Annotated in this window: 14 protein-coding genes; 9 read left to right on the forward strand and 5 right to left on the reverse strand. The window is 59.8% G+C overall.

Going from position 1 to position 12827, the window contains the following annotated elements; translation table 11 throughout:
- The first annotated feature begins 4 nt into the window (after positions 1-4).
- The 9 genes from GXP70_RS02925 (at position 5) to GXP70_RS02965 (ending at position 8166) form a co-directional block, all read left to right on the forward strand.
- Entirely contained in the window at positions 5-415 is a 411-nt protein-coding gene (locus tag GXP70_RS02925; protein ID WP_162355083.1) for a DUF6985 domain-containing protein, read from the forward strand.
- Positions 416-496: 81 nt separating this feature from the next.
- Positions 497-1171 carry an MgtC/SapB family protein gene (locus GXP70_RS02930; RefSeq protein WP_162355084.1) on the forward strand — a complete coding sequence of 225 codons (675 nt, stop codon included), beginning with the start codon at positions 497-499 and terminating at the stop codon, positions 1169-1171.
- A 248-nt stretch (positions 1172-1419) separates the two neighbouring features.
- Positions 1420-2544 carry a phosphodiester glycosidase family protein gene (locus GXP70_RS02935; RefSeq protein ID WP_162355085.1) on the forward strand — a complete coding sequence of 375 codons (1125 nt, stop codon included), beginning with the start codon at positions 1420-1422 and terminating at the stop codon, positions 2542-2544.
- A gap of 189 nt (positions 2545-2733) precedes the next feature.
- Positions 2734-3012 carry a hypothetical protein gene (locus tag GXP70_RS02940; RefSeq protein WP_162355086.1) on the forward strand — a complete coding sequence of 93 codons (279 nt, stop codon included), beginning with the start codon at positions 2734-2736 and terminating at the stop codon, positions 3010-3012.
- A 181-nt stretch (positions 3013-3193) separates the two neighbouring features.
- Positions 3194-3940, forward strand: a complete 747-nt coding sequence (locus GXP70_RS02945; RefSeq protein ID WP_162355087.1) for a polysaccharide deacetylase family protein — start codon at positions 3194-3196, stop codon at positions 3938-3940.
- Between the two features lie 42 nt (positions 3941-3982).
- Positions 3983-4495, forward strand: coding sequence for an acyl-CoA thioesterase (locus GXP70_RS02950; protein WP_162355088.1), 513 nt, complete (start codon positions 3983-3985; stop codon positions 4493-4495).
- Positions 4496-4692: 197 nt separating this feature from the next.
- The gene (locus GXP70_RS02955; RefSeq protein ID WP_162355089.1) at positions 4693-6708 is read left to right on the forward strand and encodes a glycosyltransferase 87 family protein; all 2016 of its coding nucleotides are present in this window, start codon (positions 4693-4695) and stop codon (positions 6706-6708) included.
- 237 nt (positions 6709-6945) lie between these two features.
- Positions 6946-7617 (forward strand): aspartate/glutamate racemase family protein, encoded by a 672-nt coding sequence (locus tag GXP70_RS02960; RefSeq protein WP_162355090.1) that lies wholly within the window; start codon positions 6946-6948, stop codon positions 7615-7617.
- An 81-nt stretch (positions 7618-7698) separates the two neighbouring features.
- A complete protein-coding gene (locus GXP70_RS02965) occupies positions 7699-8166 on the forward strand; it encodes an NUDIX domain-containing protein (protein WP_263864086.1) in 468 nt (155 codons plus the stop codon).
- A 146-nt stretch (positions 8167-8312) separates the two neighbouring features.
- Here the strand turns inward: GXP70_RS02965 and GXP70_RS02970 are convergent, their stop codons facing one another.
- The 5 genes from GXP70_RS02970 to GXP70_RS02990 all read right to left on the reverse strand — a co-directional run bounded on the left by GXP70_RS02970 (position 8313) and on the right by GXP70_RS02990 (position 12684).
- Positions 8313-9386 carry an ABC transporter substrate-binding protein gene (locus tag GXP70_RS02970; RefSeq protein WP_162355092.1) on the reverse strand — a complete coding sequence of 358 codons (1074 nt, stop codon included), beginning with the start codon at positions 9384-9386 and terminating at the stop codon, positions 8313-8315.
- 102 nt (positions 9387-9488) lie between these two features.
- Positions 9489-10790: a helix-turn-helix domain-containing protein gene (locus GXP70_RS02975; protein WP_162355093.1), complete on the reverse strand. Its 1302-nt coding sequence runs from the start codon at positions 10788-10790 to the stop codon at positions 9489-9491.
- 169 nt (positions 10791-10959) lie between these two features.
- Complete coding sequence (locus tag GXP70_RS02980; RefSeq protein ID WP_162355094.1) at positions 10960-11211, reverse strand: hypothetical protein; 252 nt, start codon at positions 11209-11211, stop codon at positions 10960-10962.
- Between the two features lie 22 nt (positions 11212-11233).
- Positions 11234-12007, reverse strand: a complete 774-nt coding sequence (locus GXP70_RS02985; RefSeq protein ID WP_162355095.1) for a DODA-type extradiol aromatic ring-opening family dioxygenase — start codon at positions 12005-12007, stop codon at positions 11234-11236.
- Positions 12004-12684 (reverse strand): alpha/beta hydrolase, encoded by a 681-nt coding sequence (locus GXP70_RS02990; protein WP_162355096.1) that lies wholly within the window; start codon positions 12682-12684, stop codon positions 12004-12006. Before GXP70_RS02990 ends, GXP70_RS02985 begins: the two co-directional genes overlap by 4 nt.
- Positions 12685-12827: the final 143 nt, after the last annotated feature.

Below are 12827 nucleotides of genomic sequence, written 5' to 3' on the forward strand. Positions count from 1 at the left end.
TCGAATGAGCATGGTAGATCCCGTATTCGGGGAAGTCACCTATGCATATGGCTGGTCGAAACCGTTTGAAGTGCGTTTATGGAATCGCGGTTACCGTATCGATTGCGTCGCTTCCGCGTACAAAGGACAAGAAATCGCGGAAGAGCAGCGGCGGCAATTTCGTTATTTCCTTGAGCGCCAAAGCGACAATGAACGGCGAATATGCGAACTGCTGGAGCAGTACTACAGCTTGCAGATCGGCCCGGTCATTACTGGGAATGCGCAGCTGCAGCTGATGGTCAAGCCGACGGAGCTTGTTTTTGAGCGGGATGGCAGCTATGCCATGCTGTTCGATTGCAGCTGGGATGCCGACAACGGTGTCGCGGTTCGCCTGTCGCCCGAGGAACAGGTGGGGCCTCAAAACCTATTCATATAAAGCTTGGGACGGCAGTCTATTCGAGACTGTTTGAATATCGTTCTTTCGGCGTACTTATATATGATGAAGGAGGCGATAGCCATGCGGTTAGAATATGAAATGCTGCTTCGGGTCATGATTGCGGGTATCTGCGGTCTGTTGATCGGCTACGAGAGGAAGAACCGGATGAAGGAAGCGGGCATTCGCACCCATTTCGTGGTGGCGACGGGGGCGGCGCTCATGATGGTCATTTCCAAATACGGATTCTCGGATCTGCAGGGAAAGCCGTACATCGCGCTCGACCCGTCCCGGATTGCGGCGCAGGTCGTCAGCGGCGTCGGATTTCTGGGAGCGGGCATGATCTTCATGCAGCGGCAGACGGTCAAAGGACTGACGACTGCGGCGGGGATATGGGCGACGGCAGGCATCGGCATGGCGATCGCGGCGAATTTATACGTGCTCGGCATCGGCGTGACGCTGCTTATCCTGATTGCCCAGAAGCTGCTGCACAGCCGGTTCGATTGGCTCACCGCGCCGCGAAGCGAGCAGCTGACCGTCAGGCTTGCCGACGCGGAGGGGGCCGTTGACACGCTGCAGCGCGCGCTGCGCGATGCCGGCGTCGAGGTGCTTTATTTCCAGGCCGAGAAGCGGCTTGACGGAGCAGAGCCGGAGCTGCAATTGCACTTCACGGTCAAGCTGCCGGCCGCCGGAGAGCCGGATAAGCTGCTGCCGCTGATTCAGCGGGTACCGTATGTGCTGTGCGTCGAGCTGCAGTAAGGCGAATCGCGCATGCTGACGCGACGTCGGTATTGGCCCGCCCGGCAAACGTACCGACGGCGTTCTGACGGCGTCGCGGCAGATAGCGTAATTCTTGCAGCCGCACGGGTTTCGGCGGGCTTCCATCTTTTACACGGGCGATTTTCAGCTTCTCCTAAGCTAACGAGCGTATAGTGGATGGTCGAGCGGGGCATAGACTGCTGCCGCTCACCGTGCACGTACTTAAGCTTCAGGCAAAGGAGAAGGTTATGAGAACCCCAACGGAGACGACTTCGTTCGAACCTAACTATAGAAGCAAACGATTCAAGCGGCGAAGCGCGTTCGCGCGGTGGCGGAGACGGATAGCGATAGCTTGTGCCGGCGTGCTCGTGATTATGCTTGGCGGCGCGGGCTGGTTTTATTTGACCCCTTCCGGCTCGGATATCCGCTATATGATGGCGGACACGCTCATCACGAGCCAGCATCGCTATCTGGCCAAGTACCTGATCGGCCAGGATGAGCTGAACAGTCGGGTCGCGGAATATATGAAGAAGTTCGACGAGATGGGGGAAATCAAGGACGAGCACAACGTGGCGCTGGCCTCGCATCCGGCGAGCGACGTGCAGGTCGAGAAGATTTCCACCGCGAAGTTCAAAGGCTTCATCATGTACGTGCACGATCCGAAAATGATCCGCGTCGCGACGACGAACGTCGTCGGTTCGGGCGAGACGGTGCTGAGCATGGTCAAGCGCACGGGCGCGATCGCCGGCGTCAACGGCGGCGCGTTCGACGACCCGAACTGGGACGGCAACGGCTTCCGGCCGGCCGGCATCGTCATGTCCGGCGGCAAGGTGCTGTATAAGGGCGACGGGATGCAAGCGCCGGTCAACGTCGTCGGCATCGACAAGAACGGCCTCATGGTCGCCGGGCGGTACAAGCCTTCGCAGCTGCTGGACATGGGCGTGACCGACGCGGTGACGTTCCAGCCGAAGTTCATCGTCAACGGCAAAGGCCTGATCAAGAACGAGGCCGACGGCTGGGGCATCGCGCCGCGCACCGTCATGGCGCAGCAGAAGGACGGCACGATCCTGTTCGTCGTTATCGACGGCCGCCAGCCTGGCTATTCGGTCGGCGCGACGCTATATGACATTCAGAAGATTTTGCTGGAGAAGAACGTGGTTACGGCGGCCAATCTCGACGGCGGCTCCTCTACCGTGCTGGTGAAGGACGATGAGGTCGTCAACAAGCCGTCCAGCCAATACGGCATGCGGTACTTGCCGTCCGCGTTCCTTGTGTTCGACCATCCGGAGACGTTCGATGCAGGAAACATCTGGAAGGGTATCGACATGCAGCATTTCGATTCCTCGCAGCCGCGGACGACGACGTCGTCGTAAACAGGCTCGGATTGCGCTGCCTGTGCGCTGTTGCTGTACGTTCTAGCTTCATTCTGCTTCATTCCATGTTGGACCGCCGAGCGATCGGCGGTCTTTTGGCGTTCCGAATGGCGATACAAATCGCTTCATTTTCAAGTCGATAGATGTTACGATATGTATATTGTTGGATGTTGATCGGAGGAACGGAGCATGGATGATCCAGCCAAGGACGAATACTTCGGCAATCGACGGTCGGAAGCGCTGGAGACGATAACGGCCATCCCGTCGTTCTGGACGGCCCAATACGCAATCGTGCAAGCCCGCTTAGACGAACTGGAGGCCTGCATACGCCGGCTGGAAGCCAAGTTAGCGCCGTACGCCGATGAGCGTCATACGCAGCAGACCGTGCCGTACCCGGAGCCGTACGAGGTGTGGAAGAAGCGCGCGCTGCCGGCGTCGCCGCAGGAACGGTTCCTTTTCGGCGAATGAAATGCGGTTGACGCGAATGCTCCTATCCGGAGCGTTTTTTTTAGTTGCCGATTGCAGGCGCGTCGACCTTCCCGCTGCTCCCGACCGGCAGACTTCTCATGCGCTGGCATAAAAATCCGCGCTCCTCCGCATAGTAAGACAGATTGCAGTCTAGCTTGCCGAAGCGCAAGGGAGGAGCACGATGCGGCATTTTACGAAACGGTTGTTGGCCGTCACGCTGTGCGCGGCCATGCTTTCGGGGTTCCAGGCTCCGCCCCGGAAGGACAGGCAGTTCTATGAAAGCCGGGGCGATATCATCTGGGAGCTGCCGCTGGATAGGAAGGAGCTGGCGCTCACGTTCGACGACGGGCCCGATCCGGAGACGACGAACCAGATTCTCGATCTGTTGAAGCAGTACCACGCCAAGGCGACCTTCTTCGTCATTGGCTATCGCGTGCGCGAGTATCCGGACATTATCAAACGGGAGATCGCGGAGGGGCACGAGGTGGCCAATCATACGTTCAATCATGTGTTCTTCACCAAAGGGATCAAGCCCGATACGATTCAGCGCGAAATCGAGCGGACGGACCGGGCGCTGGTCGAGCTGACCGGCAAGAAACCGTTCCTGTTCCGGCCCCCGGGCGGCTATTACAGCGACGTCATGATCGATATTGCGCGTAAGCTCGGCTATACGACCATCCTCTGGTCCTGGCATCAGGATACCGAGGATTGGCGCAGCCCGGGCGTGCGTCATATCGTGAACAAAGTGCTGAAGAACGCGCGCAATGGCGACATCGTGCTGCTGCACGACTATATTTCGGGCTCAACCCATACGGTGAAGGCGCTGCAGGTCATCCTGCCGGAGCTGCAACGCAGAGGCTACCGTCTCGTAACCGTGTCCGAACTCATTCAGGATAAAACAGGAGAATTGCTGCCGGTCTCGAACTGATCTTTTAGAAACCCGACTTTCTAAGAGAGCGAAGTGAATGCAATGGAATCGAAATTCATCCGCGAAACGCGCTGCTTCAAGGTTTCGCGCGTATTCCCGACCGACGTCAACAACCACAACACCTTATTCGGCGGCAAGCTGATGTCGTATATCGACGATATCGCCTCCATCTCCGTCGCGAAGCTGTGCCGCAGCTCGGCGGTCACGGCCTCGACCGACTCCGTCGATTTCCTGTACCCGATCCGGCCGAGCGACGCGGTGTCGCTGGAATCGTTCATCACGCATACGGGGACGAGCTCTATGGAAGTGTTCGTGAAGGTCATCTGCGAGGATATGAACAGCGGCACGCGCAAAATCGCGGCCACCGCCTTTCTCACCTTCGTCGCGTTGGATGAGAACAACCGGCCGACCCCCGTCCCGCAGGTCATTCCGGAGACGGAAGAGGAGAAGAAGCTGTTCGAGACGGCCGAGTACCGTACGCAGCTGCGGAAGCACCGTAGGGAAGAGAGCAAGAAGTTCGCGGATTATTTGCTGAGTACGTATCCGTGGGAGTGACCGCGGCAGGGGAGATACCCGTGGCTGACAGGTCCGCGGATTAATAGTCAGGAGGAAGGCGCTCTGGATGGACGGGGCGTCTTTTTTGCGGTTTGCCGGGGACTTCCGCGGCCGGCAAGCTTTCAGCAAACTATCAGGTAACGCTAAGTTGCGCTTCAGCTTCCCTGCCTAGACTGAAGGAAGAGAGGAGTGGCTTCATGCACAAACAGTTCATTCGGATCGCTGCCATCGCGCTGCTGATTCTATCGTTGGGGATATGCGCCTATTCCCTAATACAGGCCAGGGACGGCGGCTCCGCCTCGACGGTTCAAGGCTTCGGCGGCGGGAGCGGCGGGTTCTCCGCCGGCGGCCAAGGCATGAACGGCGGGCCGTCTCGGGGGTTCGCGGGAGGAGGCGGCGGCGCGATGGCGCAGGGCGCGGACGCGAGCGGAGCGCCGCAGTTTCCGGCGTCGGACGGGACGGGCGCCAGCGGTGTTGCGCCTTCGCCGCAGGATGGCGCCGGAGCAGGCGCGGGCGCTGATGCGCCTTGGGCGCAGGATGGCGCCGGGGCAGGCACGGGCGCTGATGCGCCTTGGGCGCAGGATGGCGCCGGGGCAGGCGCGGGTGCTGATGCGCCTTGGGCGCAGGATGGCGCCGGGGCAGGCGCGGGCGGTGATGCGCCCTCGGCGCAGGATGGCGCCGGGGCAGGCGCGGGCGGTGATGCGCCTTCAGCGCAGGATGGCGCCGGGGCAGGCGCGGGCGGTGATGCGCCCTCGGCGCAAGGCGCCCGCTCAGGCGGAGCCGGCTTCGGCCTGCCGGATGCGCAAGGCAGTGACGGCGCCGGCGATGCCCAAGCAGGCCGAGGCTTCGGCGGACGCGGCGGCGGGTTCTCCGCTGCTTCGGATGGCAAGACGGGCCTCGTCGTGTACAGCTTCGCATTCGTCGCCATAGCCGCGCTTGGCGTGTACGCTGTCTTCCGCCGGAAGGCCGAAGTGCCCGCCGAAAGCCGCAAAGGCCTCGTCTGGGTTCTGCTCGGCAGCGCGCTGCTGCTGCGCATCGCGGTCGTGCCATGGGTATCGGGGCACCAAGGCGATTTGAATTTCTTTCGCACATGGGCGTCGCAGGCGGCGGAGGACTTTGCCGGGTTCTATAAGAACGGCAGCGCCGACTACCCGCCGCTCTATATTTACGTGCTCTACGCGATCGGCAAGCTGCTGTCGTCCGCCTCGCTCGGTTCGTACGCGGCGCTGCTCTATAAGCTGCCCTCGATGATCGCGGACGTCGCGACGGCCGGACTGCTGTTCGCGGTATCCCGGAGGCATGTCGGCTATACGACCGGCTTGCTCGTCGCGGTGCTCTACGCGCTCAATCCGGCGGTCATCGTCAACTCGACCTATTGGGGACAAGTCGATTCGCTCTTCACGCTGCTCGTGACCGCGGCCGTCTGGCTCCTGACCTTGCGCAAAGCCGGCTGGGCGTCGGCGCTCTTCATGGCGGCGATTCTGATGAAGCCGCAGGGCATTATTTTCTCGCCGGTGCTGTTCTTCGGACTCGTGTCCATGCGCCAGCTCCGCGCCTGGATGACCGCGGCTGCGAGCGCGGTCGCGACGCTGCTCGTCGTCGTGCTGCCGTTCTCGCTCGGCCAAAGCCCGCTCTGGCTGTACCGGCTGTACACCGGAACGGTCTCGGAATACCCGTATGCGACGGTGAACGGGTACAATCTGTTCGCGCTGCTGGGGCTGAACTACAAAGCCGATGATACCCGCGCGCTCGGGCTCAGTTATCACGCATGGGGATTGCTGTTCATCGTGCTGACGACGCTATTCGCATGGCGGACCTATGCGCGAAGCCGCCGTCCGGCCTTCGCGGCGGCATCGGCGATGCTGCTCATCTCCGGCGTGTTCACGCTGTCGACGGGCATGCACGAACGGTATCTGTTCCCCGCTGCGGCGCTGGCGCTGCTCGCCTATGTGCAGCTGAAGGACCGGATCCTGCTCTGGCTGGCAGCGGGCTTCAGCGTGACGATCTTCGTCAATACGTACGTCATCCTGTTCCAGTCGGGGGACAGCACGGCGTATACGTTCCCGCTGTGGGCGGTATCCACGATGAACGTGGCGCTGTTCGGCAGCGCCGTCGTATGGGCGACGGGTTTCGTGCGCGGGCCGTCGCTGCCGTCGCATGAGCGGGAAGGGACGGAACCGCCGTCTGCCGAGGGACAAGTCATTCGGATTTAGTCGGCGTTATTGCGAATCATAGGCTGCCGGTTCGCCTGTACGCACCGACAATTTCTCCGGGAAACGGGTTGATGCGCGAGAGCGGAGCGGCAGTCATTATGTGCATCTGAACTTCGCGAGCTCGATGCGGGAGCGCTGGACGCCCCGTCAACGCGCAGCTTGGTATGGATTCCTTCGTCGGGTTCGACTATACTACAAGCGCATCTATTCATCATAGACACGGGAAGGGGCGCCGGCATGAAGCGAATCGGCTGCTATCATGCGCATTACTCCAATATCGAGCATATGGACAGGGCGCTGGGCGAGTACGAGGCCGAGCTGATTCATTTCGTGGATCCGGGGCTGGACCGGATCAAGCACGATCCGGACTTCACCCCGGAGCTGGCCGAGACGAAGGTGTTCGAGACACTGGACTGGATCGCCCGATGCCATGTCGACGCGATTTTGGTGACCTGCACGTTCTTCACCGCGATCTTGAACGACGAGGTTCTGCGCCGCATTCCGGTGCCGGTGATCAAGATCGACGATCCGCTGTTCCGCGAAATTGCGGACTGCAGCGGGCCGACCGTTCTCGTATTCACGAATCCGGCGACGGTCGAAGGCACGATGGGGCAGCTTCGCCGTTTCCTCGCAGCCGCAGGGAAGACGCCGCAGATCGAGTCGCGCCTGCTGCCGGGTACGTTCGAGCTGATCATGGCAGGCCGCAAGGAAGCGTACCTCGAACGCGTGCGCGAAGGGCTGCTGCAGGCGGCCCGGGAACATCCCGGCGCGCGCGTCGCAGCCGCGCAGCTCTCGATGGTGCCGGCCGCGCAGCGAGCGTCGCAGACGGAAGGCGTCGCGATCGGCCATGCGTTAGCCGCATTAACCGAACCTCTTGTTCGGCAGCTCTCGCTGCAGCGCAGAACGTAAAACGAAGGGAGGCGTACCATGCCGACTCAGCCATTTCGGCTTCGGGCATGCGCATTAATTATTAAGGACGGCAATCTTTTATTGGTTGAATTCAAGGACGACGAGGGCGAGGGCGTGCACTACAATTTGCCCGCGGGCGGCGTCGAGCCGGGGGAGACGCTTACGCAAGCGGCTGTCCGGGAGGCGCGGGAGGAAGCCTGCGCGGATATCGAGGTCGGGCCCGCCGTTTTCGTCTACGAATACCAGCCGGCCTGCAACGACCGGCTGTACGGCGACACGCACTCCGTCGGCGTAACGTTCGCCTGCCGCTTGAAGGAAACGTCGGAGCCGCGCATGCCGGAACGTCCGGACGCGAACCAGATCGGCGTTAGATGGGTGCCGGTCGCCGAGCTGGATCAAGTGCAGCTGTATCCGGAGATCGCGAGGGATATTATGGATTATTATGCCGGGCGGCCGTACCGCAATTACGTGGAAGAGCGGGAGATTCAAGCGGAGAAGGCTGCGCGGAACGGCAATAATGCCGGGTGGGGGGATTCCTCTGCTCGATGACTGGCTTCTTGAGAGAAGAACGTACGGTAGGCATTCAAGTACAGGGGTCCTCTGCAATCCAAAAACCGCGTTCCCTATGGGATCGCGGTTTTCATGTCCTCGGCCGTTGGGCCGTTTGGATCCAGGGCCGGGATTAGGTTCGCGCGTTAGCCGGCAACGAGCTTCCGTACATCCTCGGCGACCTTCTCGTTTGCGATCAGACCGGCGTTAATCCAATAGTCGCGGTCGACGCTGAATACATGACCGTCTTGGACGGCTTTCAGGTTCTTCCAAACCGATGTGTCATAGACGGAAGCGAGATCCTTGTTCTGCAGCGGGTCGGCGCCGTCGACCTGCATCAGGAAGATATAGTCGGCATCCAGCTCGGGGAGAACCTCCAGGGAGATCTCCTTCCAATCGGTTCCTTCCGCCTGCGGCGGCACGCGGAATCCAAGCGTGCCGTACACGACGTTGCCGCTGTAGGTGCGATCCTGCATCACGGAGAACGACTTGTCCGAGATCAGCAGGATGGCTGCCGATTTGTCGGCTGCCTTATCCTGCAGGCTTTGCTTGATCTCGGCCATCTTCGCATCGTATGCCGTCAAGGCTTCATTGGCCTTGTCCGTCCGGCCGAGCAAATCGCCCAGCGTAAGCAGCGTCTTCCGCCAATCCTTCGTCGCGTCCTGGAACACGTAGGTCGGCGCGATTTTGGCGAACTGATCGTATGCCCCTTTCTCGGCACGAACGGCGAACGGGACGATGAACAGATCCGGCTTGAAGCTTGCGATCTGCTCCGGAGGCAGATTGATGAAGTCCAGCTTCGGCACGTCTTTCAGCTGCGGCTGCAGATAGTTCAGCAGAAGCGCTCCGGCGGACCATTGGGCGCTCGGCGTAACGCCAAGCGAGAGCAGCGCATCCTCCAGATACGGAGCGACGATTCGCTGCGGGTCGGCAGGGACGTCGATCTTGTGACCAACATCGTCCGTGAAGGCGCGAGGAGACGCTTGATCGGCCGGACTAGCCGTCTCGCTATCGGATTGGCCGGCTGCCGTTTCATTGGCTGCAGCGCCGGACGGCGAGGATGACAAGTTATCCGACGATGAAACTGTTGTCGAATTCGATTTCGAATTCGAATTCGGATTCGCGGTCGAGGCGTCGCCGTTTGCGTTTCCGCAGCCGAACAAAGCCAGGGATAAGACAGAGAGCATGATGACAAGGCGGAGCTTGGTATTCGTAAGCATGGGATCCTCCTGATATTGATAATCACTATCACTTAGAACCTAACTATACCCGTCCGTTTCCTCGTTTACCATGGCCGATGCTAGGAAATAGAATGGACGATTCTAGGAAAACAGCCTGTCGACCTCGTTCAGTATGCGCTCGTTCCCCATGGCGGAATAATCGAACCAGGGGTCTGGCTGAATGCGGAACACGTTCCGTTCCCGAACGGCGCTCAACGCTTTCCATTCCGGCTTTTCCATGAGGGCTGCCCACAATGCGGCCGAACGCGGGTCGTCCGCAACCGCCGCCAGCAGGTTGTCGGGATCGGAAGCCAACAGCTGCTCGCACGTGATCGGCTCGTAGACCTTGTCGATGCGCAGCCCGCCGGCGACGTTCAGCTGCAGATCGTTATACAGCACCGTGCCCAGATTCCGGCTGCCGAACCGGTAGATGCCCCCGTTCTGCACGTGAATGGCCATGACGCTGCTCTCGCCCAGCCGCTTTTTCAGCCTCATGCGTATTTTCGCCGCCCGGCTGTCGTAGCGGTCCAGCCAGCGCTCCGCTTGCGCATGCTCGCCCAAGAAACGGCCGACAAGCAGCAGATGCTCGCGCCAGTCTTTCTCCCACCAAGGGATATATAGCGTTGAAGCGATTCGGTTCAAGGCCGCTTGATCGGCATCGGACAGCCAATCGCCGGCAATGACGACATCGGGCTTCGCCTCCTGCAAGGCGTTAAGGTTGAAAATCATGTTGCTGTCCACCGCCGGGTCGCGCAGATGAACCGGTATGCGCAGCTCGTACTGCTGCCTATAGAACCGGCAGAACTCCCTGTCGAGCGGCGCCGCGTAAGGGATGTGCCGCAGCGCAAGCATCTGTCCCGTCATCGGATAATGAAGGGAAGCGATTCTGAGCGGACTGCGCTTCGCGTAGCGGGAGGGCGATACGCCGGTCACGCGCTTGAACTGGCGGCTGAAATAGAACGGGTCCTTGTAGCCGACGGACTCCGCGACCTGGCGGGCGGGCGCGCCCGTATCCTCCAGGAGCTTCTGCGCCGCGTCGATCCGGACGGAGGTGAGATAGTCGATGGGGCTTCTGCCGGCGACTTTCTTGAACATCTCCATATAGTAAGCCGGGCTGATCCCCGCCATGGCCGCCAAGCCTTCGATAGAGATTTCCTCGGCGTAATGGTTATTGATATAGGCAAGCGTATGCTCCACGGCCGTTCGGGAAGTCCGCTTCTCTTGGCCGCGGAGCCGGTAGAGCTCGTACAGCAGCTCTTGAAAATAGATCTGACCGCGGAACCTCTCCAGCGCGTCTTCCGAGTCGGCGAGCGCGACGACGTATTCGCACAAGCGAAGATAAGGAGCGGCGGCGGGCAGGGACAAGACTTCCCGGCTGCCGATCGGCTGCTGCCGTTCGATCAAGAAACGGAACCCTTCCGCGTGCACAAGCTCTGGAACCGGCGCATCAAGTCCATTTGCGGATATGAAATAGGCCTTGCCCGAAGCGAGCTCCCGGGAAGACGATCGCATAATGATGAAGAGCATGACCATATCGTCGGGATGAGGCGTGGAAGGCAAGGGCGGCCAAGCGTTACGCGCTCCTATGCGCCGGCATGCATGAAGCAGCTTGAGCATCGTTGGCGCGGGGGTTGAGGCGGTATCCTTCAATGTCGTGACTTCCTTTCGAGGCAGTCGAGAGTGCGCGAACCTCGGCACGAGATCCGTGAGTTAAATGATAATATTTCTCAATTGGAGCTGTCAATTCCATTTCATTCAAGTTAATGCGCGCTGGAACGGCAAAAAAGCCGAGTTCACCTGCAGCGAGGAGATTCTCGGCTTCCAATCATCAATCAATCTGCTGCATATCAATCGAACTGCCAGCATCTCAGGCTGAGATTGCCGTATTGGTAGCTGCTGTGCAGCAGCTTCGCCTGCCGATTGCGGCTCCCGGCGCCCATCGCGATGAGGAGCGGGATGAAATGCTCGTTCGTCGGCACCGCATCTTGCGCGTATGGCGCCTGGTTCCGGTAATCGAACAGCGCCGCCGTATCCCACGCTTCCAGCTTGCTTTGCAGCCAGCCTTCGAACTCGGCGGCCCACGCATCGACGCCTTCCGCGCGCCAATTCAGCCGCCGCAGATTATGGACGGTGCCGCCGCTCCCGATAATGAGCACGTCCCGTTCGCGCAGCTCGGCCAGCGCGCTGCCGATTTGATACTGCTGCTCGTTGGTCAGATGACGGTTGACGGACATGGCAATAACCGGAATCTCGCCGGCATCGGGATAGAGCAGCTTGAGCACGGCCCAAGCGCCGTGATCCAGTCCGCGCTTGTCGTCGAATACGCTTGGAATGCCGTTCTTGGCAAGCAGCGCCTGTACGTCGTCGCTCAGCTTACGTTGTCCATGGGCCGGATAAGTTATGCGATAGAGCTCGTCCTGGAAGCCCGAGAAATCGTAAATCGTGTCGTACGTCTCCGCTCGGCTGACCGTTTGCGTCGTCTGTTCCCAATGCGCGGAGAACAGGACGATGGCTTTGGGTTTCTTGACGGTGTTCGCGAAGCTCTTGAGGAAATCGGTATAGGCATGCTGTTCCAGCACCAGCGACGGCGCGCCGTGCGCGAAGAAATAAGCCGGCATCATAATGTAATCACTCCTTGTTCTTGTTCGTCTGTTGTAAGTCCGGCGTCCTCCAGCAGCCATGCTGCGTAATCCTGCTGATTCTCAGGCGATACGCCGTGGCCGGTCGGGTAGATGTTGAACGTCATGTTCGGTGTCAGCGTTCGAAAATAGGCTGCGTTCTCGCGTCCGGTACCGATCGGGAAGATCGAATCGAACTCGCCGTGGGAGATGAATATCGACGTCTGCGCCACGCTGCGAAGCGGATATTCCGTCTTCACGAACGCGGGCACGTACCCGTTCAGCGCGACGATGCCTTTCAATCGGTCGCCCATCGTCATCGCGAGCGACATGGCGAGAATCGCGCCCTGGCTGAAGCCGAGCAGATAGCGCCGCTGCGGATCGAGCGGATACTTGGCCGTTGCGTACGCAATGAATTCCGTCAGTTCCCGCATCGCTTGGTCGAACTGCTCCCGGATCGGATTGCCGAGGCTCTTCAGATCGTAATATTGATACCCGCTGCCGAGAATCCGGCTGCCTCGAATGCCGATGATAATAAAATCTTTCGCGAGCGGCGATACCAACCCGAACATATTGCGTTCGTTAGAGCCTTTGCCGTGCAGGGTGAAGATCACCGGGTAGCGTTTGCCTTCTTCAAGTCCGCCCGGCAAATGAACGTCATACCGAAATGCCGCCGTCATAGGTAGGCCTCCTTAAGTTATCATGAAAAATATAAGTAATAGGTAATTAAATTTTATATGACTAATGTAACGCCGAATGACTGGCATGTCAACAGAATAATTGATAATATGAATTTATATTACGTATTACAAATATCTCTCGA

This window comes from Paenibacillus lycopersici (genome assembly GCF_010119935.1).
Taxonomy (GTDB): Bacteria; Bacillota; Bacilli; order Paenibacillales; family Paenibacillaceae; genus Paenibacillus_Z; species Paenibacillus_Z lycopersici.

Coding starts and splice junctions, on each gene's coding strand:
- GXP70_RS02950 (WP_162355088.1), top strand. CDS start 3,983: ATGGAATCGAAATTCATCCGCGAAACGCGCTGCTTCAAGGTTTCGCGC.
- GXP70_RS02990 (WP_162355096.1), bottom strand. CDS start 12,684: ATGACGGCGGCATTTCGGTATGACGTTCATTTGCCGGGCGGACTTGAA.
- GXP70_RS02985 (WP_162355095.1), bottom strand. CDS start 12,007: ATGATGCCGGCTTATTTCTTCGCGCACGGCGCGCCGTCGCTGGTGCTG.
- GXP70_RS02930 (WP_162355084.1), top strand. CDS start 497: ATGCGGTTAGAATATGAAATGCTGCTTCGGGTCATGATTGCGGGTATC.
- GXP70_RS02960 (WP_162355090.1), top strand. CDS start 6,946: ATGAAGCGAATCGGCTGCTATCATGCGCATTACTCCAATATCGAGCAT.
- GXP70_RS02945 (WP_162355087.1), top strand. CDS start 3,194: ATGCGGCATTTTACGAAACGGTTGTTGGCCGTCACGCTGTGCGCGGCC.
- GXP70_RS02940 (WP_162355086.1), top strand. CDS start 2,734: ATGGATGATCCAGCCAAGGACGAATACTTCGGCAATCGACGGTCGGAA.
- GXP70_RS02970 (WP_162355092.1), bottom strand. CDS start 9,386: ATGCTTACGAATACCAAGCTCCGCCTTGTCATCATGCTCTCTGTCTTA.
- GXP70_RS02955 (WP_162355089.1), top strand. CDS start 4,693: ATGCACAAACAGTTCATTCGGATCGCTGCCATCGCGCTGCTGATTCTA.
- GXP70_RS02935 (WP_162355085.1), top strand. CDS start 1,420: ATGAGAACCCCAACGGAGACGACTTCGTTCGAACCTAACTATAGAAGC.
- GXP70_RS02925 (WP_162355083.1), top strand. CDS start 5: ATGAGCATGGTAGATCCCGTATTCGGGGAAGTCACCTATGCATATGGC.